Raw genomic sequence first — 23,510 nt, forward strand, 5'->3', positions numbered from 1 at the left:
AATTAGCGAGAATTTAACAATTAATGACAAAAATAGCAATTTTTTTTGGTTACCAGCAACACGATTTAAGTTAATTTTTGCGCATAGATTGGGGCCAAATCAAGCGCCTTCGACTGCCCATTGGGTAGCATCAATGCTTGAATGGGCAAAATCCCCCGTACCGCATTGCAAAAGAACAAGCTTGTGATATTGGCTAAATCCTCGCTGGTTAAATATCGCTCTTCATGCGCCCTATCGGACTGGGCAAACTTAGCCAATAACACCTGCCGCATCACCCCTTTTACCCCTGAGCGGTTGATGGGCGGTGTGTACCACATGTTTTCATGATTAAGCTGATAAAACACATTGCAAAAGGTACCTTCTACCCAATACCCCATCACATCTTGTACCAGCCCATCAATCATTTGCGCATTTTGGGTTTGGTGCTGCCACAGCTCGTGACTTGCCATCACTTTATCTTGGGCGTTTAGTAGCTTAAGCCCTACCAAGGGTTTGGGTAGACACGCAATTTGCTGCGTAAGACAAATCGCGGTAGCGGGAGGTTGGATGATGACTTGATTGGCTTGCTGTGCTAATGGCTTATCCGTGGGCATAAGCTTAATAAAAGCGTCAAATTGACAGTTACAAAATCCATAGCCTTTGATAGGTTGGTTTTTTCGGCAAACTATCAGCTTGAGCATACCGTGATTGAGGGTTTTGGCAAAATTGGCTAACTGGCTATTAAAGTACGCGCGGATAGTGTGATTGGGGGATTCTAAATTGCAGGCGTCTAAATTGGAGGCGTCTAAACTGGCTGCGTCTAAGTCCGCGTTGGTTAAATTGAGTTGTAACGCCTGGGCACTCTCGTCGATTCTATCTAAATGGTAATTTAGCCAATTGATTTGTCCTGCCACCACCGCCATGGTGGTAAAAAACCCATCGCCATACGCTATCACCCGTGAGTCAATATCGATAGCGGTGATTGGCTTGGCATACTGAGTATCAGATAATGAATACCACATGGTTATTTGGCTACTTGATTAAATTGATAGTTGACCGTATGACAGTGAAAGCCGCAGCAATTAGCCGCTTTTTTTAGCGGTCTTGGCGGTGACAGTCGGTTTTCTGACCACCAAATCACAATGATAATTGTCACAGCGTGCTAATTCTACCAAAATTCCGTGGTAGCTCGTATTTTTAATCGGCTGTCCTTGCACCATTTGCGCAACAATGTCTGAGCCATCTTGCCCAAACCAATTTTGGGTCAGATGAAACGCTGTTTTGGCATGCTGGATACTGATGTTTTTGACGCTGGCATTGTCATAGGCACTGGCATAATACCACTGTAGCTCAATATACATAGGCGAATCAAGTAAATCAAAATACGGCTCACCGATTTTGGCAAAACTATATTTACTTGCCACATTGCTTCGGTAGTCCAAACTTTGCTTATCAATGGTGATGGGCTGACCTAATAATAACGTCATGGCTTCGGTATCGTGGATACTGACTTTATTTGCCAGCGTTTGTTGCTGCCACTCATTGATGGGATAGACCACAGGCGTTGGCTGCGAGTTAGGGTTGATAGACGGATTGGCGGCTGTGGTCGATGCGGTAGTGCTAGCGGTCACACTGGCATTGCGTTGTGAGGCGATTTGTTTGACCTTATCACAGCCAGTTAAGGTGAGTGCTAAGATAACCCACCCCCAGCCAAGATTGTTTGGCCAAGTGGGTTTATTTTGGCTAGCGCCTTTTTGGGCAGCGCATTTTTGGGTAGTACCTTTTTGGGTCGCGCCTTTTTGGGTAACGTTTATCGGATGTTCTGAGCGGTTTTGACGCGGTAAAAAAAGCGGTTTGCGGGCAATTAGCTTCATTGTGTAGTATATAACGGGTTGGTGTGAATAGCGCATTGTAACAAGGCATTGGTGGCGGTTAACAGTACGCTTTTGTTGTTATTTTTAGCCAAATCGATGAAATGCTGCGCTTTACACCCACCCAATCAAAACCTAGCCAATCAAAACCCAGCATTGATATAGTAGCCACAGTTATTGTAAAGTGAGGGGGATTGCTAATTTTGCTCATCGTATTATAGGTTTTCTCATGTCATCAGTTCCTGATTCAAATGTCCGTTATCATTGCATGGTAATCGGCAATCCGATTGCCCATAGCAAATCGCCTGATTTGCACCAAGCCTTTGCCCAACAAACGGGCATCACCTTGTCTTACCAACGCCAATATTGTCCCAACGATGTCGACAGCTTTACCGCGGTCATCGAAGCATTTTTTGCAGGTGGTGGCACAGGGGCAAATGTGACCGTACCTTTTAAAGAGATGGCATTTGCGCTGTGCCAGCAGCGCGGTCAACTATCTGAATACGCGCGCTTGGCAGGTGCAGTCAATACCCTTGCCATCAAAGCCGGCAAACTGTATGGCGACAATACCGATGGTCGCGGTTTGGTGGCGGATTTATTGTCGCAAGGCGTCAGGTTAAAAGACGCAAACGTGGCTATTTTGGGGGCAGGTGGGGCGACTCGTGGCGCGATTTTGCCGTTGCTAGATGCGCAAGTAAAATCGCTGCATATTGCCAATCGCACAGTAGAAAAAGCAAAGAATTTAACCCGATTATTTGATACCGATAAGCTCACCTTTTCAAGTTTGACGGATTTGCCCAACGATATTGAGGTGATTATCAATGCAACGTCGATAGGTCTAAGCGGTGACACATTGCCGTTCGCCAAGGATATGACGGTCGATTTTGCCTATGACATGATGTATGGCAAACCATCCGCGTTTTTGGACTTTTTTAAGGCGAAAAATACCAAAACCTCAGATGGCTTGGGAATGCTGGTCAATCAAGGGGCATTAAGTTTTGCGCTTTGGACGGGTAAACAAGTCGATTTGACGAATTTTCACTTTTAGCTGTTTTATAAAAAAGCAGTCAGCACTCGCCTACGCTTTAGATAAACGCTTTAGATAAAATAGACAAAACCAAAATTTGACCAAGACAGCGCAATAAAACCCAATAAAAAAGCCAGTTTTGTCACTGGCTTTTTTAGTCATGCTAATTTAGCGATTCGCCTTGCCTAATTGCGCCAAAATATCACTGATTTCATTATTGGCCTGACTCTCAGTTTGGGTGTCGCCATTTGGCGTCAAGTTGTCAAATAACTGTGGCAAAAGCTCCGCCATACTTTGACGGACTTCGCTTTGGTCGACACCAGTTTGTGCCGCAACTTGCGCCAACTCATTATTATCAAATAGCTGATTGATATCATTGGCATCCAGCGGTTGGTTTGATTGGTCCGCACTCATCCAAGAATTGGCTTGATGCCCAAATCCCATATTTTGGATTTTATTAAAAGCACCTGATAGACCCCCATTACGCTGAATAAACATCAGCGCGATTGGCAACAAAGCCGCCATTAACATACCTTTACCACCAAAGCCACTTTGGCTTTGTGGAAATTGGTTCATACCCACGTTATTGCCCATACCACCATTTAGGCCGCCGCCCATGCCACCGCCTAGCACGCTACCTAATACTTGTCCTAGCACGCCACCCTGAGACATTTGCGACATACCTTGATTTTGGTTCATCGCCATACCGATGATATCATCCAACCCAAAACCATTTGATTGCATTTGTGGCTGCTGCACTCCGCCGCCTAAAACATTACCAAAAATATTCCCTAGGCCGCCCATATCTGCTTGGCTTTGACCGCCCATTTTGCTTTGAATGGCATTTTGCGCCACTTGTGTTACTAGACTTGTTAATAGACCCATGGTCATTCCCTTTTATCTTTTTCAATGATTGTCGTATATCACCAATAATAATGCACTGATGCACGCCCATTGCCAACTGCACTTAAGTTCAAGCTAAAATGCGCAGTCGCCTCAACACTTGGTTGATTTAATTGTAGCAATATTGAATATAACTTATATACCATTTTTGTTATCGCTCCAGCGTGTTCGCTAGCACCTTAAATTGCCGCCATGTATCGCGGTCCACTTGGTCTTGCCAAATGGTTACGCTGATTTTAGCTGGGGCTGATTCTATCAAGCCAAATGTTAAAATCACCAAGCACCCCATATCAGCGATGCCCAGCAAATTTGCCTGCCACACCGCTTGCTTATGATGTCTAGGTACTTTGACAACCCCACGTACCCACTGGATTTGCCAGGTTAAAAAATCAAAGTTGTCATAGGGTGAGGTTTGATTGTTACTTTGCGGTTTGGCGTGTAACGATGAAATGGCCAATAAGTGACAACTAGAGACTTGCCCGAACCAAAGACTGGCTATAGCGACCATACCTAGCAATAGTTTATAAATAAGCGCTAAAGGTACAAGTGTTAAAATACCAATTACCACCCATAAACAAGCCCCCCAAAGCAGTTTTTTATCCACACTGGGTTTGAGCGTGGCATCAATGTCAATAAATGAGGTGTTATGACGCGATAAGTAGCGTTCGTTCATCTAAGTCAATTAAGAAGATGCTTTTAATGATTTGAGCTTGGCTATCAAATCAGCAAATTCTGGCTTGGTCGGCTGATTGTGTAAAAACCAGTCTAGCAAATCAGGATCTTCTTCTTTCACCAATTCTGCAAAAATTTGCTGCTCTTGTGAGTCGGCTTGTAAATAGTGCGCTCTCACATACGGGTCAAAATAATAATCGAGTTCTTTTAGCCCCCGTCTGGCACGGTAGATAACTTTGCGCTGCTCTAATGTAGGTTCGGTCATAGTCTTCTCTGATTATATTTATCGTCAGTCTAAATAAAAATCAAATTCCATTCGTTTCGCAGTTTCATTTGCCATAGCAATCTTGGATAGCTTGGCTACCGTATATAGGCTAGCATGAATACCTGATGAAATACCACCTGATGTGATAATTTTGCCATTATCAACATAGCGTTGATTCGTTACCACTTCAATCTTTGGATAATCTTTTTGAATTTGCGCTACATCCATCCAGTGGGTCGTCGCTTTAAGATTATCCAATAAGCCAATTTTTGCCAGCAAGAATACCCCTGTGCAGATAGATAATAGAATGCTTACTTGGTTAGATTGCTGTTTTATCCATTCTAATAATACAGTGTTATGAATCTCAATCTGTTCAGCACCATAACCACCAGGTATTACCAAAACATCGATTTTTGGATGGTTGGTCAAATTATAATCTGCCAAAACTGTTAAGCCGTTTCTAGCTTTGATTACGTTATTTTGGCTAATGACAATGACATTAAACAGTTTCTCACCTTGTTCGTTTTCAGCTAATGAAAACACTTCAAACGGTCCTGCAAAATCCAATACTTCAACTTCATCAAATAAACAAATACCCACTGTTAGCATAGATTTCCTTTACTTAGTAATTTATAGAAGTAGTATTACTACAATTGATCGCTTGCCACATAGCTAATCCTGCTTTGGTCGCAGCCACATTGTGAGTGCGTACGATACATGCCCCTTGCTGAACCGCAAGTAATCCTGCAACCATACTGGCGATGTCTCTATCAGTCGCTTCATGGGGCAAATTAGTATGTTTAAGCACTTCACCGACAAAGCGTTTACGTGATAATGCTACCATAACCGGTAGATTAAACGTGTGCAACCGATAAAATTCATTCAGCCATGCCAGATTTTGCTGGGCGTTTTTGGCAAAGCCAAACCCTGGGTCAATGATAAGATTATCACGTCTGACCCCACCCGCCACAACTTCATCAATGCGCTGCTGTAACTCGGTAATAACATCGGTATATAAATCTTGATAATTATCCAGCTGATTCATGGTCGTTGGCTCACCGCGCATATGCATAAGCATGACAGGGATATCAAGTTTGGCAGCGGTAGCAATGGCATCGGGGCGCGTCAAGGCTCGTACATCATTCCAAATTTTGGCACCGACTTGACTGGCGAGGGTCATCACGGTCGGGTTACTGGTATCAACCGACACCCACACTTGCTCACCAAAGTTATGATTAATCGCTTCAACCACTTTAATAACGCGGTCAATTTCTTCTTCCTCACTCACAGGACTGGCGTTTGGGCGAGTAGATTCACCACCCACATCAATAATCGTCGCCCCGTCTTTGATCATCTGCTCGGTATGACGCAAGCCTTGGTCGATATGATTATATCGACCACCATCAGAAAATGAGTCTGGGGTGACATTTAAAATACCCATGATATGGGGATAAGATAAATCAAGCGTTTGATTATGATAATGAATGGCAAAGTTGGGAATGGGCTGTAACTGCATGATGTCCACAATGATGGCTAAAATTTTTTACTATTTTAAGTGAAAAACAAAAAAACCGCTATCAAGTTGGTAGCGGTTTTTGGGTAACTCATATCATGGATAATTTACATTGCAGGTAACGGCGGCGGGGTTAAGCCCGAACCACTTGAGGGTGGATTACTTGGTTTATCAAAATTTACTCTAACAGGCTCTTGATAAACTTTAGGCTCGCGTGGTGGGATACCTGCCATAATGTCTTGCAATTGGTCACGGTCAATAGTTTCCCATTTCATTAACGCATCGACCATGGCATGCATTTTGTCCGCATTACCTTCAATTAATGCACGTGCGATATCATACTGCGCTTCTAGGATACGACGAACTTCATCATCCACTTTTTGCTGGGTCGCTTCTGAGATAGTACGAGATGAGGCACCAAAGTAACCTTGATTTTCATCTTCTTCATACACCATTACACCCATGGCATCTGACATACCGTATTTGGTAACCATCGCACGCGCCATTTTGGTGGCACGTTCAAAGTCATTTGACGCGCCAGTCGATTGCTGATTGATAAAGACTTCTTCAGCGATACGACCACCAAATAAAATCGCAATGTCATTTAGCATTTTTGATTTATAGACGCTAGTCTGATCATGCTCTGGCAATTGCCAAGTGACACCCAATGCCCAGCCACGAGGCATAATAGTCACCTTATGCACAGGGTCAGTACCCGGTAGCATTTCAGCCACTAAGGCATGCCCTGCTTCATGATAAGCCGTTGCACGACGCTCTTCTTCACGCAGTACCATCGATTTACGTTCTGGACCCATATAAAGCTTGTCTTTGGCTTCTTCAAAGTCATTCATATCGACTGACGCTTTGTTGTTACGTGCAGCAAATAGCGCTGCCTCGTTCACCAAATTCGCTAATTGCGCACCACTAAAACCTGGGGTGCCACGCGCCAATGAACGAATATCGACGCCAATTGTTGAGGGCAATTTTTTCATGTGTACACGAAGAATTTGCTCACGGCCTTTGATATCAGGCAACCCGACTTGCACTTGACGATCGAAACGACCTGGGCGCAACAATGCTTTATCGAGTACATCGACGCGGTTGGTTGCAGCAATCACGATCACCCCATCATTGCCTTCAAAACCATCCATCTCAACCAATAACTGGTTTAAAGTTTGTTCACGTTCGTCATGACCACCGCCCATGCCTGCGCCACGATGACGACCGACAGCATCAATCTCGTCAATAAAGATGATACAAGGGGCATTTTTCTTGGCTTGTTCAAACATATCACGCACACGGCTTGCACCGACACCCACAAACATCTCAACAAAGTCAGAACCTGAAATTGAGAAAAATGGTACTTTGGCTTCCCCTGCAATCGCTTTGGCAAGCAAAGTTTTACCAGTACCAGGCGGACCTACCATCAACACACCACGTGGAATAGTCGCACCAAGTTTGGTAAATTTTTCTGGGTCACGTAAAAAGTCGACAATTTCTGTCACTTCTTGCTTGGCTTCATCACACCCTGCCACATCCGCAAATGTCACTTTAATTTGGTCTTCTGATAACATTTTGGCTTTAGATTTACCAAAACTCATCGGACCCATGCCGCGACCACCACCGGCACCACCACCGCTCATGTTACGCATGATGAACAAGAACAAACCAATGATCAATAGCACTGGGAAACTTGCAATCAGTAATTGCATCATTACGCCTTGACGTTCAGGGGTGGCGCCTTGAACTTCAACATTATGCTTGATAAGCTTTGGCATTAGCTCAGTGTCAGTGACCGCAGGACGCACTGTCTCAAAGGTTGAGCCGTTTTTCTTTTCGCCAGAAATTTGCTCACCATCAATTTTGACACTTTTGACCTGGTCAGTTGCCACTGCAGTGACAAATTGGGAGTAATTGAGCTTATCAGGTTCATTGCGGGTATCAAAATTGCTAAAGACTAGCACTAATACCCCTATCACAACTAACCACAATAAGGTATTTTTTACCATGTCGCTCACGTTGTTTTTCATCCTTCGCGTTAGGGGGTTGATTAAAAAGTGGGGTTAAATCAAAATGTTTACCAAAGATAGGTAGATGTTTCACCAAAAATAGACGTTACATTAATCTTTCAATATAGCATGATATATGGATTTACCTTAACATTATCAAGCGAATTCTCTGTTATTTTCTAGTAAAAACATATTACCAATTTTTATCCAGTCAACTTCACGGATACACTGAATCAAATTACATTATTTGGTGGCAATCCAATACATTTCTTTTGAGCGTGCGCGTGACGCTGCAGGCTTGATACTGCGCACTTTACTAAAACGCTGCTGCATATTTTTTCGTAAGGCATCAGAGCCTTCGCCCTGGAATACCTTAATCACTAGGGTGCCACCTTCAGGGAGCACTTGCTCGGCAAAGTCCATGGCAAGTTCACACAAATAAATCATGCGTGGCTGATCGACTGCCGTAAAACCAGAGGTGTTGGGCGCCATATCAGACAGTACCACTTCCACTTTTTTATCAGCGACTTCTGCCATAATGTTGTCAAACACTGATTGCTCACGAAAATCCCCTTGGATAAAGGTCACATTCTCTAGCGTATCCATCGGCAGTATGTCTGAGGCAATGAGTTTGCCATTGTCACCGACTAGTTTGCCAGCAACTTGCGACCAGCTGCCTGGGGCAGAACCCAAATCGACCACCGTCATGCCTTTTTTAATCAGCTGCAGTTTTTCGTTGATTTCTAGCAATTTGTAAGCCGCTCTTGCCCGATAGCCATCGCGCTGGGCAAGTTTGACATAGTGGTCGTCAATGTGCTCTTTCATCCACGCACGGCTACTTTTGGACAATTTTTTGTTGGTAATACGCGTTGCCATAATTCTCTACAAACTACCCTTTATAGTTTAAAAATTCTTCACTTGGGATTTGGCTAAAAAACCCAAAGCCATCCTAGAATGACCATCGGCAAATTTTGACAATCTCAAGACTTAAGGCTGTTATTTTAGCATATTTCACCCAGTTAGCTTATGTTAACTCATGGATTGGCTATTGATTTTTTTAATTCAGTGATTTTTACAGATTGATAAATCATGGCAGCATTTTTGCCTATGTGTTTTTGCCTATGTATTGCCCATAATTTATTAGGCAAAATGATTAATATGGTATAATGCTAGCTAATTTTTTTATAGGTCAATTGACAGTTATGGCAAATTCAAGCTTATCAAATACGGATATCAAACATTTAAAAGGCATCGGTCACCAGCTAAACCCTGTGGTAATGATTGGGGGTCAAGGCGTTACCCCAACCGTTATTGAAGAAATTGGGCGCGCACTGACCGATCATGAGCTGATTAAAGTAAAAATTCCAGCCGGTAGCAAAGCAGATCGTGACGCTGTGGCAAATGCGATTGCTGAAGCCACTGATGCGACTTTGGTCACCAGTATCGGTCGTATGGTGCTATTATTACGTCGCAATCCAGAAGCCAATCCTAAGTTATCAAACTTGGCACGTTTTGGCTAAGGCTACAATGGACGCGTTACAGGGTGTGACATTCGCACTGACGAGCACGGTTGAACCACTCACCGTATCGGCAACACTGGATTACCGGCTCTCAGTACATGTGGTTGCTGATAGTAAATTTTTAACGCTCTTATTTGATGCTACCCATCCCAAGATTGATGATAGTCAAATCGCTCTACAAGCTGGTCTATGGGCAAATTTTCCGACATTTAGCCCATTGGCACTTGAACATGTGATGCGCCAAGATTATTTATGGCAAGCAGATTGTTTTGAGTGTTTTATTGCCAAAGATAGCCAAGCGGATAGCCCGTATCTTGAGGTCAATTTGGCGACCAATGGTGAGTTTAATCTTTATTATTTTGACAGTTATCGGACACCGAATACATTACCCCCTCGGCGCTTGCCTATCACAGCGCTGACTTATGGTGAGGATATCAATTTTTTTAGCCAGGCAGTTACACAAGATACCGAGCTTCCGCTTGTTTTTTGGTGTTCTGCAAGTCCAATGCTCCTCACCCATGTACGAGCGGTACAGCAGCAATATGCGTTTAGCAGCGGTACATTTCGTGTCGGTATGACATTTGCCAAATCAGCATTGGACAAGTTGGTTGGTGCAAATAGTAATTATGCGCTAAATCCAACGCGTGTGATTCAGCAACCGCCAGACAATAGCTTAGCAGATAGCTCAGCTCCAACCGTCGATGAAATGAGTTATTGGGCCATACAGCATGCACACCCAGCGGACTTTCATACCAAGGCACACTGGATAAACATCTAAATTATGATGGTTTTAAACCGTTTTAAACCATAGCCCAGCGAAAAATAAAAAACTGGCTTAAAGCCAGTTTTTTTATATACCGAGATAGTGTAACGATTAACGCGCTGGCGCCATTGCCAAGTAAGTTTGTGGATTGACGGTTTGACCATTTTGGCGTACTTCATAATGTAAGTGGGCGCCTGTTGAACGACCCGTGTTGCCTACCGCCGCGATTTGCTGATTTGCATACACCGTATCGCCAACGTTAACATAGTTTGCAGAGGTATGGGCGTAACGGGTGACAGTACCGTTGCCATGATCCACTTCAACATAACGACCATACCCGGTACCCCAACCTGAGAAAGTCACCACACCATTACCGGTGGCATAAATAGGGGTGCCAATGGGAGCAGCAAAGTCCATCCCTTTATGAAACTGTGATTTACCAGTGACCGGGTGGATACGATAGCCAAAACCTGAACTCATGCGTGCAGATGACGTAATTGGGCGCAACGCTAACATGCCATTACCCGCATAGCTGCCCGTGGTAGGCATATTGATGATGGTGGTGGTTGGCTGAGTCGATAGCTTTTGTGCTAAACTTGCGAGGCGGTCTTCTTTTTGCTGGGTTTGTTGGCTTAAATTTTTGATGGCGGCATTGACGGCATCTGAAGGCAGATAATAATCTTCACCATCATCTTCACGGACAATAACTTGACTGGTTTTACCGGCATTGGTAATCGATAGAATTTGAGCTTGTGCAACACTCATTGTGGTTAAAGCAACAACTGGTAATGCGATTAGAGCTAACTTCATCTTTTATCCTTTGTTAAACCTTATGCTATTAAACCTTGTGCCAATATTGTATAAGCGCTACTACAGCGCATTGGCAAGATTTAATTCACTATAATTTGGTCTTAAAATCACCTACACTAACACTAAGACCCAATACTAAGACTAAATCAAAATTTTTGTCGCTTAACTACCCACCACACTGCTCATTGACTATGAAAAAACCAACCAACCATCTTGCTTCCCGCACTGAGCGTCTTGCCAACTATCAATTACCGTTTCAAAAAAAGCTGCAGCAGTTACAGCAATTGACGAACGATGTTCGCAGCGCTTGGCAAAACGTGTTGCCTCAAGAGGTCTTAGCAAGCTTACAAGTAATTGCTTGTGAATCGTTTAGACTTGTGGTGAGTACGACCAGTCACACCCTTGCCAATCATCTCAATTACAACCAGCAGCACCTACTGTCAACATTGCAAGCGTTCGACAACAATTTTCATCATTTTAATCAGTTACGATTTCGCGTGGTGATTGTCAAAGCTAGTTATGGCTCGCAAATACCAGATTTACAGTGTAATCATAATGTTAGCAATGTAAAGAATTGTGAGCTAAGCGAATCTACGAAGCGAAATATAACACAGCTATGTGACCTTGTCACGGACAACGAGCCACTTAGAATGGCGTTACAAAAACTGATAAAAGACTAAAGCTGCTGATTTACAATGTAACTTTATGTAAATTATGTTACTGATGTCGCAAGATTTATCAATAGATTAATAGCTTGTGCAAGTGAAAGTAAAAAACCAGAAAAAAATTTACAATTAATAGGATAGATGAAGATATCTTTTTTTTTATTTTTACTGCGCTTATAGTAGCCAATGGCTAAAAAAAAGATATCCAAAAATGAAATGTTAAAGTTGGTTGGTTACGTTTATTTAGTGTAATAAAATGATAACTTCTTGATAAAAAAATGTTACTAATCAAGCCATCTGTAAAATTTTTTCATTAGTAAAAATACACAATAAAATTAATAAAGTTAAATAAATCTAGTTAACATTGTTATACTTTGTTACAACTTTATAGTTATTTTCATCACTAAATAAGGCTCGTAACAATTTATTATTGAGCGCATGCCCTGACTTATACGCATAAAACTCGCCCAAAATCTGGTGCCCGGCAAGGTATAAGTCACCAATCGCATCTAATACTTTATGGCGTACAAATTCATCGTCAAAGCGTAACCCTTCAGGATTAAGTACGCCGCTATCATCTAAAACAATGGCGTTTTGCATACTACCCCCTAGCCCTAAGTTATTGCTTTTTAGGTACTCAATATCTTTTAAAAAGCCGAATGTGCGCGCTTTGGCAATATGCTCGATAAAATTGCCTTCATTAAAATCCAATTTAAACTTTTGATGTGAGCCATTAAACGCAGGGTGATTAAAGTCAATTTGGAAATCTAACACAAATCCATCGTAGGGACGAAATCCAGCGACTTTATCCTCCACGCGAACCTCAATCGGTTGCAACACCTGAATATAGCGTTTGGCAGACGTTTGCTCGGCAATACCCGCTTGCTGCAATACTTGTACAAATTCGATGGCACTACCATCCATGATTGGAATTTCAGGCGCTGACACTTCGATTTGTAAGTTATCAATTTGAAGCGCAGCGATGGCACTCATCAAATGCTCGACTGTCCCAATGCGCTGACCTAATTCATTGGTGAGATTTGAGGACATCATGGTATCGGTTACCGCATGATAGATAGCGGGTATGGGCTGTGCATCTGCCACATCGCTACGTAAAAATTGAATCCCATAGTCAATGGGTGCAGGAGAAAAGCGCAGGTGTACAGGGTTACCGCTATGTAAGCCGATGCCTTCAAGATTAATGGGTTGTTGAATAGTACGCTGCTGCATAATGCCCCCTAGTAGATTGCACTCATCCTTAGCCAAAGCTAAGTTGATATAATTTGTTACATTTGGCTATTCTACCATTGTCCCTTTCCACATCATAGTGATGCTTGATTGATTTTATCGACCTTTATGATTAACTCCATTGATAAAAAAACCCCACAACGATTAAGCTGTGAGGCTGTTAAAAGTCATACGGTATTTTAGCGATTTTGCTGACGACGTAGATAATCTTGAATACTGTTGCCTGTGCGTTGTGGCTGCGATGATTGCGGTTGCGCTGGCGCAGGCTCAATAGCTTGCTGTACAGGTGGCTGAGGTGCAGGGATGGGTTGTGGTATATCACGGCGTGCCGCATACGCAGGTTCATGCGTGCCTGCTTCTACTTTGTGGGTGCTAGAGGCATCTGAGACAAAATCTCTAGTTGTATGCTTTGGGGTATTATCTAGTGTAAGACCTGTTGCCACCACGGTCACTTGGATTTCATCGCCCATGTCTTCATCAAATACCACGCCATAGAAGATGTTGGCTTCATCAATATCCACCAAGCTATGCACTTTTTGGGTGATGCGCTCTTGCTCTTCAAAATTGAAGTCTGAGCTAGCCACCACGTTGACCAAGAGACCTTTGGCATTTTTAAGTAATAAGTTGTCAAGTAATGGGCTTTTGATGGCTTTTTCGGCAGCGATCTCAGCGCGGTCTTCACCACTGCCTTTACCGATACCCATCATCGCATGGCCTCGGGAAGTCATTGCCGTGCGAATATCGTTAAAGTCGATGTTAATAAAACCATCTTTTGAAATCATATTAGAGATACCTTGCACCGCTTGAAGTAAGACTTCATCGGCTTTTTTGAAGGCATCTTTCATAGAGATTTTGCCATACACTGTCATCAATTTATCGTTAGGGATAGTGATGATGGAGTCGACAAAGTTAGAAAGCTGCTCAATACCTTCTCTAGCCACTTTATTGCGTCTGCCACCTTCAAAGGTAAATGGCATGGTCACCACCGCAACGGTCAAAACGCCCAGCTCTTTGGCTAGTCTGGCGATGACTGGCGCAGCGCCTGTACCTGTACCACCGCCCATACCTGCGGTAATAAATACCATGTCAGAATTTTCTAGCAATTGGCGAATTTGTTCTTCATCGCTCTCAGCTGCTTCACGACCTACTTCTGGGTTGGCACCTGCGCCCAAGCCGCGGTTGTTATTTTTGATACCGAGCTGGATTTTATTGGGCGCTGACAGGCGGTCAAGCGCTTGTCTATCAGTGTTGGCACAGACGAAGGTAATGCCTTTTACACCATTTTGTACCATGGTTTCAACGGCATTCCCACCGCCGCCACCGACACCGATGACGGTTAAACGGGCTGAATCGGCAAATGTATCAGTGTGATCTTGTACAATACTAAACTTCGCTTCCATAATTGAAAATCTCCGTATACTGTCAAGTAGGCTTGAGCAGCATAAATAGCAAACATATTAAATTAAATATCAAATAAATCATTACACAATTAGTGGATTTTAGAGTCAATCATAACATGAGCACTCTTAAAATACTAAACATCTCTTTTTTAGAAAAATTTACCAAAAAATTTATTCACAATTTTGAGTTTTTCTCGCATGGGCTGAACCTGCAAAGAGTCGGGTGAGCTTTTCTCGCTATGATGAAATGCCTCACTTTGACTATATAACAGTGTGCCAAACGCGGTTTGGTATTTACGCTCACCAATCATCGTCGCAATGGTGCGAAGCTTGTCATCATCACCATATTGGGTGTAGGCAGAAATCGCTGAGTGTTGATTGACCTTGTTTACTTTATTGGCAAAGATTTTTTTGGCTAATGGCAATAATCCACGCATTTCAGCACCACCGCCCGTGATCACATAGCCTTGTTGTAAAAACTCATTTAGTCCTTCTTTATCCAGCTCTTTTTTAATATGACCTAAAATACTGATATAGCGGGCTTCCGTGACTTCAAGTAGCTCAAGCATATTAATGGTTTTTTCATCGTCATGCTGTGAACGCTTGATGGTAAAAAATTGGCTTGAGTCAATCCCATGACGATCAACATTGGCTTGGGATTTTTTCATATTCTCTGCTTCAGCAATGGTGACATCTAGCAGCATAGAGATATCCAGTGTTGCGTGATGTCCGCCTTCGGCAAAACAATGGGTATAAATCAGCTTATCTTCACGGTAAACGCAGATACTGGTCGTCGATGCCCCAATATCAATCAGACATACGCCATGGTATTTTTCTTCAGGCAATAGGCCGTATTCGGCGGTAGATACCGCATCAAATAGCATTTGGTCGATACTGACATCACATTCTTGCAGCAGTTGCTGTAAATTTTGGCGACCTTTGACCGGCATCATCATCAGATGATAGAGTACCATCAAGTCACTCGCTTGCATCCCAATCGCATCATCAATCATCTCAGCATTGCCATCTAAAGCAATACCTTGCTGGGCATAATGCATCAAATACAAATCATCTTGGAGATGTTTATTTTTGGCTTGGGTTAGCGCGGCGACCACGTCTTTGGCTTGTACGATATCGTGTTTGATTTTGACTTCGCCCACACTATTGACGCTTTGTAAATCTGGGGTAGAAAAACTAAGCCAAACACTGTTTACGCGGCAATTTGCCATGTCTTCAGCGTTTTGAATAGATTGTTTGATGGCAGATTTTAGACGTTCGCGGTGGCGAATGGTGCCTTGGGCGAAATCATGGTTTTTGACGGTAGATAAACCGATAATACGAATATCTTGCGCACTGTGGATTTGACCAATCACAGTATGAATAGCGGTAGCACTTAGGTGGACGACGACGATCAGATCTGGCTTTTTCATAGAACACTACAAAATTATGTTTCACCTAATGGCTGGGGTTGGCGGTGGTTTTTAAGGCGTTAGTTTTCGAATCGGTTGTTGAGTTGGCATCGGTCACGGATTTAGTATCATCCGATTTGGCATTGACGGCAGCTGTATCACCAGCTTGCTGTATCACAGGTCGTTTGGTAATTGCCATGCCGTTTTTATAGCGTAAATCCACCGTTTGCAGCGTTTTGAGCTGTGGTTTAAGCTGATTTTGTAACATGATGCTTAGTCGATACAGTTTTTCTGACGTATTGTCATTATCAACCAGTACCCGAAGTCCGTTATCAAAGCGAAATAACCATGCCATTCTGGGCGTTACGATGACTTCTTCAATTTTCATACCCAGTGGCATAAACCAATCACTAACTTGCTTGATTTGCTGCATCATGACAACGGCATTTTGGCTATCGCCTTGTAGCTGCATCAAGCTGGCATTATTTAAGTCATTGCTATCGGCAGGTTTAAATACCGTACCATTGGCATCGACTAAACGTTCACTACCAAACTTGGCAACGGCTTGGCGCGGTACTACATTGACCACAATACCTTGTTGCCAATCACGGCGCACATCGGCTTGCCCTACCCAATCTACCGTCTCAAGTTTTGCTAGATAGCTTTGTAAATCAGCCTTGAGTAAATTTGTGTCTGCTTTTTCGCCCAATAATTGCTGAAGCTGCAGAGTTTGCTGGGTATTTAACCCTTTATGCTGCAAACTAATTGCTGCATTGGGTAATTTATTGAAAACATTAATCGCCAAAGCCGCTAATATCAGCAACAATAACACAACGCCAAGCATTAACAACTTTGGCAGCAGCTGATGAAAGCGATTAGGGAGCGTAGTATCTAGAGAAGCAGTTGCCACAAATGAATTTGCCATATTGACCAATCATAACTCGGTCTAAAATTATTAATTACTAAAATCTCAACAACAAAAATCAAAATAACTAAAAATATTACAAGGATTTATGCTTAGAAGCATATCATAGCAAATTCAATGAAATGAATGGTAAATAGATAATACGCTTCTAGACAATTCAAGTACTTTTTTTGTAAACAAATATAAACGAAAACGACTTAATTGCTCAACGTTTGTTCTAAGATACGCACGCATAGCGTCGCAAAATCCATGCCACGCGCTTTTGCTGCCATCGGCACCAGACTATGACTGGTCATACCTGGCACCGTATTGAGTTCAAGTAGATATAGCGTGCCTTCGTCATCTCGTAAAAAATCCACGCGTGACCAACCTTTGCCCCCAATGGCGGCAAACGCTTTTCTGGCGATTTGTTGCATGGTTTGTTCTTGCGCCTCGCTCAAATCTGATGGGCATTGGTAGACGGTATCATCACGATTGTATTTGGCTTCGTAGTCATAAAACTCGGTCGTTGGGATGATGCGAATACTGGGCAACACCTCATCACCGAGGATTGAGCAAGCATACTCACCGCCTGTGATGGCTTTTTCTGCCAAAATAGCGCCGTGGTATTGTTTAAGCTGTGGGTAGGTCTTGGCAAGCTCACCCGCTTCTTTAATTTTAAAGACGCCGACACTACTGCCTTCGGCGGCGGGTTTGACAAACAGCGGCAAACCTAGCTGCTGTTCGATAGCGGTAAAATCGGTATTGTCATCAAGCACGACGTAAGGTACGTTTGGTAAATCTAACGCTTGCCAAACTAGGCGGTTGCGAAACTTATCCATGGCAATTGCAGAGGCTAACACGCCACAACCGGTATACGGAATATTAAAACCGTCTAGCACCCCTTGTAGGCTACCATCTTCACCAAAAGTGCCATGCAGCACATTAAATACGCGGTCATAGTCGCGCAGTTTTGAGATATCTGTTTCTTTGGGGTCAAAGTGATGGGCGTCCACGCCTTTAGCGAGTAGCGCATCAAGCACAGCTTTACCGCTAGTTAGCGACACTTCACGCTCGGCACTCCAGCCGCCACAGACAACCGCCACTTTACCAAATTGTTTGACATCGATAAGCTCTGACATATTGATTCCTAATCTTTTGTTAACCGAATTTATTGCTATAATTATTTCACACAAATTTTTTAAACTATCGCTTGGCTATGACTTGGCAATTTTTTTCACCCATAAAATAATCGCCTGCTGGCAGCATGGGCAAGCTACAACAGCTTTTCAATAGCTTAGTTTCATAACCGTTTACCGCCTGGTTTTCAATCAAGCGGTTGTTCAATCAAACGGTTATTTGTCCGCGAGAAATAAATTGTTTTTTGCCAAATCTAGACAAAGTTGACCCACGTTACCCGCCCCTTGGGTAATCAGCAAATCATTGCCTTTTAACATACTGCCTAGCACCTGACGGATTTGATCCATGTCATTGATGTTCAGCATAATTGGCTCAACTTGTCCGCGGGTACGGATGGTACGGGCAAGACTGCGACTATCCGCGCCTTCAATCACCGCTTCACCCGCGCTATACACATCGAGTAGCATCAACACATCGACTTGTGACAATACGTCCACGAAGTCATCGAAGCAATCGCGGGTACGGGTAAAACGGTGGGGTTGGAAAATCATCACCAAGCGGCGATCGGGATAGCTTTGGCGAGCGGCTTTGATAGTCATTGCCACTTCGGTTGGGTGGTGACCATAGTCGTCAATCAATAGCACATCGCCTGCGCCATCTTTGACAGGGTAGTTACCATTGTTTTCAAAACGTCTGCCCACGCCGGCAAATTTTTTGACCGCCTGACAAATGGCTTCATCACTGACACCTTCATCGGTGGAGATGGTAATAGCCGCTAAGGCGTTATAGACATTATGAATACCGGGAATGTTCAAAGTAATCGGCAGTGGCTCACGGTCTTTACGCAGTACGGTAAAATGGGTTTTGGTGCCGTCTGCCACCACATCAATGGCTTGTACATCGTTATGTTTTTCTAACCCATAAGTCAACACAGGGCGCGCGATTTTATCAATCAGTCCGTACAATTCTTTGTCATCACCGCACAATACCGCCAACCCATAAAACGGCATATTTTGTAAAAACTGCACATACGCCGCTTTTAGTTTGTCAAAACTGCCGCCATAGGTTTCCATATGGTCTTGGTCGATATTGGTGACAATCGCTGCCATTGGACGCAGCGATAAAAATGACGCATCTGACTCATCCGCTTCCGCCACCAAATAACGGCTTTGACCTAATGACGCATTTTTGCCTGAGGCGTTAAGTTTACCACCAATCACGTAAGTAGGATCTAACCCTGCTTCGGTTAAAATCATGGTAAGCAGACTCGTGGTGGTAGTCTTGCCATGCGCACCCGCTACTGCAATACCATGACGGTAACGCATCAGCTCACCTAGCATATCGGCGCGGCGTACCACAGGAATACGTCCTGACAAGGCGGCTTGGATTTCTGGGTTGGTATGATCAATGGCTGATGACACCACGACCACATCGGCTTCACTGATGTTTTTGGAATCATGCCCGATAAACACTTGAATGCCCATTTGGGTCAAACGGTCAGTCACTGGGCTTTTTTTGATGTCTGAACCGCTAACCATATAGCCATGATTATGGACAACTTCGGCAATACCGCACATCCCTGCCCCACCAATACCGACAAAATGCACGTGGCGAATACGACGCATCTCTGGAATTTCGACCACACGCTTGGTAATTTTTTTGGTGACAGTTTTGGTTTTTTCAGGTTTTTCAGTAGATTGGGCAGTGGCAGTTTTGGCTGATTTTGACATAGACAGGCTCAATGATAAATGACTTATAAGTTGTAAAAAATAATTAGGGTTTTAATTGGGATAAAATGGCATCGGCAGCCAGCTGTGTGGCATTGGGTTTGGCAAATTCACGTGCTTTTTCTGCCATCGCTAAGATTTGATGACGGTCGAGCTTGGCTAAAATAGCACTTAAACTCTCTGCCGTTAATTCTTTTTGCGGCATTAAAAACGCGGCGCCATGTTCTGATAGGGTTTTGGCATTGGCCGTTTGGTGATCATCGACTGCATGGGGCAGCGGCACAAACACCGCAGGCAATCCAACCGTAGCAACTTCTGTGACCGTGAGCGCCCCAGCACGGCAGACAATCACATCTGCCCAGCTGTATGCTTCTGCCATATCTTTGACAAATGGCAAAATCTCATATTGGGTTGATTGGAGCTGTGCTTCGCTATATACCGCTTGAGTAGCCTCTTGGTTGTTTTTACCACATTGATGCCGCACTTGCCACGGCTTGGCGTCTGGCATACTTTCTAATTTTTTTAGCGTGGGCGCGATATGATTATTTAGTGCCTGAGCACCCAGAGAACCGCCAATCACCAATAGCTTTAAAGGACTGGTATCATTGACATCGATACGGGCTTCTGGTGGCGGTACTTGTACGATAGCTTCACGTACGGGGTTGCCAACTGTCATTACTTTATTAGAAGGTAGTTCGGTAAAGGTATTTGGGAAGGCTTCTAACACTTGATTAGCAAGCTTAGATAGATAGTTATTACTCATGCCTGCGATGGCATTTTGTTCATGAATGAGAATTGGTATTTTACAAAATTTGGCGGCCAATCCGCCAGGTGCGGTCACATAACCACCAAACCCTACCACGATGTCGATTTTATTGGTTTTGATGATTTTGATAGCCGCTAATGTTGCTTTGAGTAAGGTTGACGGGGCTTTAAATAAGCGTTTGATACCGTTACCGCGTAACCCCTGCATATTGATGGCATGGTAGGTAAAGTCGTAATGTTGTAGTAACTCATTTTCCATACCGACTAGGGTGCCGAGCCAATGCACTTGGGCGCCTGATTGTTGTAACGCTTGAGCCACCGCAATCGCTGGAAACACATGCCCACCCGTGCCTGCTGCCATCATCAGCACGCGCGGTTTTTGCATCGTTGGCTCACTCATTACAAAATCCTTATTCAATCGATATATTCATTGGGATTATCCCATCATAAAAGACCGATTATTTGGAAAAACAATCACCATAAAAATGGCAAAATCATAGCATTTTTTTTATACCTTTAAAAGATAAAAGGTTATTTTATAAAAAAACCCTTGAATCACTGTTCAAGGGTTTTTGATAACTTTGTTGCGTGTTTAACTTATGTTAATGACTCACCTAAAATCACACCGCCGTCTTTTTTGGTAATCATCACCGTCGCTGAACGTGGTGTAGTACCACCAGTAATCGCGCCCCATGTGACCCCTGGTTGATCTTCGCCTGGATGTTGGATATTGATGAAGAGTGTTTTAAAGTCTGGCGTTAAGGTGATACCCGTTACTTCACAACCTTTTGGACCCACAAAGAAACGTTTGATATTTTGTTCTGTAGCTTGCATACCAACGCGGGTTTTGATACCCGCTGATGTGGTTACTTCTTTACCATCATTGACTTTACCTGGCAACGCAGCTAGTAGCATACAGTTGGTTCTGCTAGTGTAAGCACCGTCATCGGTTTGAATCCATAATACGCCACGTGGGTCGAAGTATAAGCCATCTGGTGAAGACAAATCGTTATTGGCATTTAAACCAGACAAATTTTCTGCGGTTAAATCATTTGGCGCTGCAAATAGGTAGATATCCCAGTTAAAGCTGGTAGCTGTATGGTCGTTACCTTTTTCAGCCCAACGAATGATATGTCCGTTACGGTTACCCTTGTTGGTAGCATAGTTACGTGGGTTAGCTGCATCTACCGGATATGAAACGCCACGATTAGAATTGTTGGTTAATGTGACATAAACTTCACCCGTCACAGGGCTGACCGATACCCATTCTGGACGATCCATTCTAGTTGCACCTAGTGCGTCACCCGCAATACGAGCATGTACCAACACATCAGCTTGGTTAGCAAACGCGTATTTTGCATAAGACGCAGTTAATGCGCCTGTACCAAACGTTAATGGTTTCCATTCACCTGTACCATCATCTTTAAATACTGCAACGTACAAAGTACCTTTATCTAAGAACCTGTTCACGATTAAAAAATATGTTAGGATAGACGCTGCTCAGTGGCCGGTTCTGCCAAGCGGTGATGTCATCCAAGATGTTGTCAGTGACTCTGGAAACCAAGCTGCTTGAGATGTCGACGTCGTAGATGTCCTTGATGGTTTCGACAATCTCAGTAGTGGTTTGACCTTTGGCGTAAAAGCTGATGATTTTGTCATCAAGACCTGAAATACGGGTTTGGTGCTTACTGACAAGTACAGGCTCAAAGCTACTGTCGCGGTCTCTTGGGGTGGAGATCTCAAGCTCGCCTGTGTCGCTACGGACTCTCTTTTTAGTGTGCCCATTGCGCTTATTAGGCCTGTCTGCCTTTTCATGCTTGGGGTAGCCGAGATGCTCTTCCATTTCTGCTTCTAGGGCAGTGTCGATGAAGGACTGCATGAGCTGCTTTTGAAAGTCTTTGATGTCATCGAAGCTTTTCATGCTGCTGGCCATTTGCTCAGCCAGTTTCTTGATGTCAGATTGGTTAGTCATTGCTTATTCTCCTGTTAGTGGATTATAAGCAGTTACACAGAGTTTGGGAAACTCTCTGCCTTACATTTCGTATTTTCTATTTGTAACGTAATTTCAGTAATATTATGATTATGTTTTAGAACTTCTAAGGCCTTTTGATAGAGTTGATCTGTATTGCTATTCGGAGCAACCAAATGAGCAGTTAAATGAATATTTTTTGAGGATATAGCCCAGACTTTCAACTGATGAATCCCTTCAACGCCCTCTAGCTTCAATAAATCATTTCTTAACGACTCAATATCAATCTCATCAGGAACTCCTTCAAGCAGAATATTAATACTTTGTTTTAATAAAATCCAAGTTCGAGGTAAGACCCAGAAGCCAATTAACACAGCGATTACGGTATCAACCCACATCCACTGGGTAAAATAAATAACTATTCCTCCGATAATCACGCCTATCGATCCTAGAGCATCACTAAGAACTTCTAAATATGCACCTTTTATATTTAGACTTCCTTCAGCACTAGCAGAAAGGATTTTCATTGAAATCAAATTTACGACCAAACCAATGACCGCGACAATCATCATTTCAACACTTTGAATTTCAGCAGGGTTCGTAAAACGTTGATAAGCTTCATATACAATATATATTGCTACCACAAAAAGCATCACCGCATTAAACAGAGCCGCTAAAATTTCAAATCGCTGATAGCCAAAAGTTCTTTTATCATCTGCGGCTTTTTTACCAATTTTGATAGCGGCAAGAGCAATAGCTAAAGCGGCTACATCAGTAAACATATGAGCTGCATCAGATAACAAAGCCAAACTTTGGGTAATAAAAGCAGCGACAACTTCTACTATTAAAAAAGTAGTCGTTAAACCTAAGGCAACCATTAACTTCTTACTATTTTCTTCAGTAACAACCGCATGGCTATGATCATGATGTTCTGACATAAAATATTTTCCT

22 protein-coding genes and 2 pseudogenes are annotated in these 23,510 nt (G+C 43.2%); 4 read left to right on the forward strand and 20 right to left on the reverse strand.

Annotated features, from left to right (window positions below):
• Nucleotides 1-65: 65 nt before the first annotated feature.
• The gene (locus RNZ41_RS09055; RefSeq protein ID WP_314027132.1) at nt 66-1,001 is read right to left on the reverse strand and encodes an aminotransferase class IV; all 936 of its coding nucleotides are present in this window, start codon (nt 999-1,001) and stop codon (nt 66-68) included.
• A gap of 60 nt (nt 1,002-1,061) precedes the next feature.
• Nucleotides 1,062-1,853, reverse strand: coding sequence for a hypothetical protein (locus tag RNZ41_RS09060; protein WP_314027133.1), 792 nt, complete (start codon nt 1,851-1,853; stop codon nt 1,062-1,064).
• Nucleotides 1,854-2,079: 226 nt separating this feature from the next.
• Between RNZ41_RS09060 and aroE the strand changes: the two genes are divergently transcribed.
• Nucleotides 2,080-2,898 carry a shikimate dehydrogenase gene (gene aroE, locus RNZ41_RS09065; protein ID WP_314027134.1) on the forward strand — a complete coding sequence of 273 codons (819 nt, stop codon included), beginning with the start codon at nt 2,080-2,082 and terminating at the stop codon, nt 2,896-2,898.
• A 147-nt stretch (nt 2,899-3,045) separates the two neighbouring features.
• Here the strand turns inward: aroE and RNZ41_RS09070 are convergent, their stop codons facing one another.
• The 7 genes from RNZ41_RS09070 to rlmE form a co-directional block, all read right to left on the reverse strand.
• Nucleotides 3,046-3,762, reverse strand: a complete 717-nt coding sequence (locus tag RNZ41_RS09070) for a YidB family protein (RefSeq protein WP_314027135.1) — start codon at nt 3,760-3,762, stop codon at nt 3,046-3,048.
• 169 nt (nt 3,763-3,931) lie between these two features.
• Nucleotides 3,932-4,453 (reverse strand): hypothetical protein, encoded by a 522-nt coding sequence (locus RNZ41_RS09075; RefSeq protein ID WP_312177796.1) that lies wholly within the window; start codon nt 4,451-4,453, stop codon nt 3,932-3,934.
• Between the two features lie 9 nt (nt 4,454-4,462).
• The gene (locus RNZ41_RS09080; protein WP_312177795.1) at nt 4,463-4,717 is read right to left on the reverse strand and encodes an FAD assembly factor SdhE; all 255 of its coding nucleotides are present in this window, start codon (nt 4,715-4,717) and stop codon (nt 4,463-4,465) included.
• Nucleotides 4,718-4,741: 24 nt separating this feature from the next.
• Entirely contained in the window at nt 4,742-5,326 is a 585-nt protein-coding gene (locus RNZ41_RS09085) for a DJ-1/PfpI family protein (protein WP_036594505.1), read from the reverse strand.
• A 13-nt stretch (nt 5,327-5,339) separates the two neighbouring features.
• The gene (gene folP, locus RNZ41_RS09090; RefSeq protein WP_314027136.1) at nt 5,340-6,233 is read right to left on the reverse strand and encodes a dihydropteroate synthase; all 894 of its coding nucleotides are present in this window, start codon (nt 6,231-6,233) and stop codon (nt 5,340-5,342) included.
• Nucleotides 6,234-6,337: 104 nt separating this feature from the next.
• The gene (gene ftsH / locus RNZ41_RS09095; RefSeq protein WP_040403605.1) at nt 6,338-8,239 is read right to left on the reverse strand and encodes an ATP-dependent zinc metalloprotease FtsH; all 1,902 of its coding nucleotides are present in this window, start codon (nt 8,237-8,239) and stop codon (nt 6,338-6,340) included.
• Nucleotides 8,240-8,482: 243 nt separating this feature from the next.
• On the reverse strand, nt 8,483-9,115 hold the full coding sequence (rlmE, locus tag RNZ41_RS09100; RefSeq protein WP_050325460.1) for a 23S rRNA (uridine(2552)-2'-O)-methyltransferase RlmE: 633 nt from the start codon (nt 9,113-9,115) through the stop codon (nt 8,483-8,485).
• 326 nt (nt 9,116-9,441) lie between these two features.
• Between rlmE and RNZ41_RS09105 the strand changes: the two genes are divergently transcribed.
• Nucleotides 9,442-9,759, forward strand: a complete 318-nt coding sequence (locus tag RNZ41_RS09105) for a YhbY family RNA-binding protein (protein WP_314027137.1) — start codon at nt 9,442-9,444, stop codon at nt 9,757-9,759.
• A 7-nt stretch (nt 9,760-9,766) separates the two neighbouring features.
• Entirely contained in the window at nt 9,767-10,537 is a 771-nt protein-coding gene (locus RNZ41_RS09110; RefSeq protein ID WP_314027138.1) for a DOMON domain-containing protein, read from the forward strand.
• A gap of 96 nt (nt 10,538-10,633) precedes the next feature.
• On the opposite strand, the gene RNZ41_RS09115 is transcribed toward RNZ41_RS09110, so the two are convergent.
• On the reverse strand, nt 10,634-11,332 hold the full coding sequence (locus tag RNZ41_RS09115) for a M23 family metallopeptidase (protein WP_065253598.1): 699 nt from the start codon (nt 11,330-11,332) through the stop codon (nt 10,634-10,636).
• Between the two features lie 191 nt (nt 11,333-11,523).
• On the opposite strand from RNZ41_RS09115, the gene RNZ41_RS09120 reads away from it, so the two are divergent.
• Nucleotides 11,524-12,012 (forward strand): DciA family protein, encoded by a 489-nt coding sequence (locus RNZ41_RS09120; RefSeq protein ID WP_314027139.1) that lies wholly within the window; start codon nt 11,524-11,526, stop codon nt 12,010-12,012.
• Between the two features lie 339 nt (nt 12,013-12,351).
• On the opposite strand, the gene lpxC is transcribed toward RNZ41_RS09120, so the two are convergent.
• The 10 genes and pseudogenes from lpxC to RNZ41_RS09170 form a co-directional block, all read right to left on the reverse strand.
• Complete coding sequence (gene lpxC, locus RNZ41_RS09125; RefSeq protein ID WP_096488458.1) at nt 12,352-13,227, reverse strand: UDP-3-O-acyl-N-acetylglucosamine deacetylase; 876 nt, start codon at nt 13,225-13,227, stop codon at nt 12,352-12,354.
• Nucleotides 13,228-13,424: 197 nt separating this feature from the next.
• Nucleotides 13,425-14,645 carry a cell division protein FtsZ gene (gene ftsZ, locus RNZ41_RS09130; RefSeq protein ID WP_065253596.1) on the reverse strand — a complete coding sequence of 407 codons (1,221 nt, stop codon included), beginning with the start codon at nt 14,643-14,645 and terminating at the stop codon, nt 13,425-13,427.
• Between the two features lie 149 nt (nt 14,646-14,794).
• On the reverse strand, nt 14,795-16,075 hold the full coding sequence (gene ftsA, locus RNZ41_RS09135) for a cell division protein FtsA (protein ID WP_314027140.1): 1,281 nt from the start codon (nt 16,073-16,075) through the stop codon (nt 14,795-14,797).
• Between the two features lie 25 nt (nt 16,076-16,100).
• The gene (locus RNZ41_RS09140) at nt 16,101-16,979 is read right to left on the reverse strand and encodes a cell division protein FtsQ/DivIB (RefSeq protein ID WP_314027141.1); all 879 of its coding nucleotides are present in this window, start codon (nt 16,977-16,979) and stop codon (nt 16,101-16,103) included.
• Nucleotides 16,980-17,176: 197 nt separating this feature from the next.
• Nucleotides 17,177-18,100 carry a D-alanine--D-alanine ligase gene (locus RNZ41_RS09145; protein WP_201664835.1) on the reverse strand — a complete coding sequence of 308 codons (924 nt, stop codon included), beginning with the start codon at nt 18,098-18,100 and terminating at the stop codon, nt 17,177-17,179.
• 213 nt (nt 18,101-18,313) lie between these two features.
• Entirely contained in the window at nt 18,314-19,723 is a 1,410-nt protein-coding gene (gene murC, locus RNZ41_RS09150) for a UDP-N-acetylmuramate--L-alanine ligase (protein ID WP_216635165.1), read from the reverse strand.
• A gap of 148 nt (nt 19,724-19,871) precedes the next feature.
• Complete coding sequence (gene murG, locus RNZ41_RS09155; RefSeq protein ID WP_065253591.1) at nt 19,872-20,990, reverse strand: undecaprenyldiphospho-muramoylpentapeptide beta-N-acetylglucosaminyltransferase; 1,119 nt, start codon at nt 20,988-20,990, stop codon at nt 19,872-19,874.
• A gap of 197 nt (nt 20,991-21,187) precedes the next feature.
• Nucleotides 21,188-22,057: pseudogene (locus RNZ41_RS09160) on the reverse strand (PhoX family protein); the annotation flags it as partial.
• 4 nt (nt 22,058-22,061) lie between these two features.
• Nucleotides 22,062-22,562, reverse strand: a pseudogene (locus RNZ41_RS09165) (transposase); the annotation flags it as partial.
• 32 nt (nt 22,563-22,594) lie between these two features.
• Nucleotides 22,595-23,497 (reverse strand): cation diffusion facilitator family transporter, encoded by a 903-nt coding sequence (locus RNZ41_RS09170; protein WP_065253590.1) that lies wholly within the window; start codon nt 23,495-23,497, stop codon nt 22,595-22,597.
• Nucleotides 23,498-23,510 lie beyond the last annotated feature (13 nt).

Origin of the sequence: Moraxella sp. DOX410 (genome assembly GCF_032248735.1) — a bacterium.
Taxonomy (GTDB): Bacteria; Pseudomonadota; Gammaproteobacteria; order Pseudomonadales; family Moraxellaceae; genus Faucicola; species Faucicola tetraodonis.

What these genes read in the sequence shown, in the direction of transcription:
- RNZ41_RS09055 (WP_314027132.1), bottom strand. Translation starts at nt 1,001, where the DNA reads ATGTGGTATTCATTATCTGATACTCAGTATGCCAAGCCAATCACCGCT.
- RNZ41_RS09060 (WP_314027133.1), bottom strand. Translation starts at nt 1,853, where the DNA reads ATGAAGCTAATTGCCCGCAAACCGCTTTTTTTACCGCGTCAAAACCGC.
- aroE (WP_314027134.1), top strand. Translation starts at nt 2,080, where the DNA reads ATGTCATCAGTTCCTGATTCAAATGTCCGTTATCATTGCATGGTAATC.
- RNZ41_RS09070 (WP_314027135.1), bottom strand. Translation starts at nt 3,762, where the DNA reads ATGGGTCTATTAACAAGTCTAGTAACACAAGTGGCGCAAAATGCCATT.
- RNZ41_RS09075 (WP_312177796.1), bottom strand. Translation starts at nt 4,453, where the DNA reads ATGAACGAACGCTACTTATCGCGTCATAACACCTCATTTATTGACATT.
- RNZ41_RS09080 (WP_312177795.1), bottom strand. Translation starts at nt 4,717, where the DNA reads ATGACCGAACCTACATTAGAGCAGCGCAAAGTTATCTACCGTGCCAGA.
- RNZ41_RS09085 (WP_036594505.1), bottom strand. Translation starts at nt 5,326, where the DNA reads ATGCTAACAGTGGGTATTTGTTTATTTGATGAAGTTGAAGTATTGGAT.
- folP (WP_314027136.1), bottom strand. Translation starts at nt 6,233, where the DNA reads ATGCAGTTACAGCCCATTCCCAACTTTGCCATTCATTATCATAATCAA.
- ftsH (WP_040403605.1), bottom strand. Translation starts at nt 8,239, where the DNA reads ATGGTAAAAAATACCTTATTGTGGTTAGTTGTGATAGGGGTATTAGTG.
- rlmE (WP_050325460.1), bottom strand. Translation starts at nt 9,115, where the DNA reads ATGGCAACGCGTATTACCAACAAAAAATTGTCCAAAAGTAGCCGTGCG.
- RNZ41_RS09105 (WP_314027137.1), top strand. Translation starts at nt 9,442, where the DNA reads ATGGCAAATTCAAGCTTATCAAATACGGATATCAAACATTTAAAAGGC.
- RNZ41_RS09110 (WP_314027138.1), top strand. Translation starts at nt 9,767, where the DNA reads ATGGACGCGTTACAGGGTGTGACATTCGCACTGACGAGCACGGTTGAA.
- RNZ41_RS09115 (WP_065253598.1), bottom strand. Translation starts at nt 11,332, where the DNA reads ATGAAGTTAGCTCTAATCGCATTACCAGTTGTTGCTTTAACCACAATG.
- RNZ41_RS09120 (WP_314027139.1), top strand. Translation starts at nt 11,524, where the DNA reads ATGAAAAAACCAACCAACCATCTTGCTTCCCGCACTGAGCGTCTTGCC.
- lpxC (WP_096488458.1), bottom strand. Translation starts at nt 13,227, where the DNA reads ATGCAGCAGCGTACTATTCAACAACCCATTAATCTTGAAGGCATCGGC.
- ftsZ (WP_065253596.1), bottom strand. Translation starts at nt 14,645, where the DNA reads ATGGAAGCGAAGTTTAGTATTGTACAAGATCACACTGATACATTTGCC.
- ftsA (WP_314027140.1), bottom strand. Translation starts at nt 16,075, where the DNA reads ATGAAAAAGCCAGATCTGATCGTCGTCGTCCACCTAAGTGCTACCGCT.
- RNZ41_RS09140 (WP_314027141.1), bottom strand. Translation starts at nt 16,979, where the DNA reads ATGGCAAATTCATTTGTGGCAACTGCTTCTCTAGATACTACGCTCCCT.
- RNZ41_RS09145 (WP_201664835.1), bottom strand. Translation starts at nt 18,100, where the DNA reads ATGTCAGAGCTTATCGATGTCAAACAATTTGGTAAAGTGGCGGTTGTC.
- murC (WP_216635165.1), bottom strand. Translation starts at nt 19,723, where the DNA reads ATGCGTCGTATTCGCCACGTGCATTTTGTCGGTATTGGTGGGGCAGGG.
- murG (WP_065253591.1), bottom strand. Translation starts at nt 20,990, where the DNA reads ATGAGTGAGCCAACGATGCAAAAACCGCGCGTGCTGATGATGGCAGCA.
- RNZ41_RS09170 (WP_065253590.1), bottom strand. Translation starts at nt 23,497, where the DNA reads ATGTCAGAACATCATGATCATAGCCATGCGGTTGTTACTGAAGAAAAT.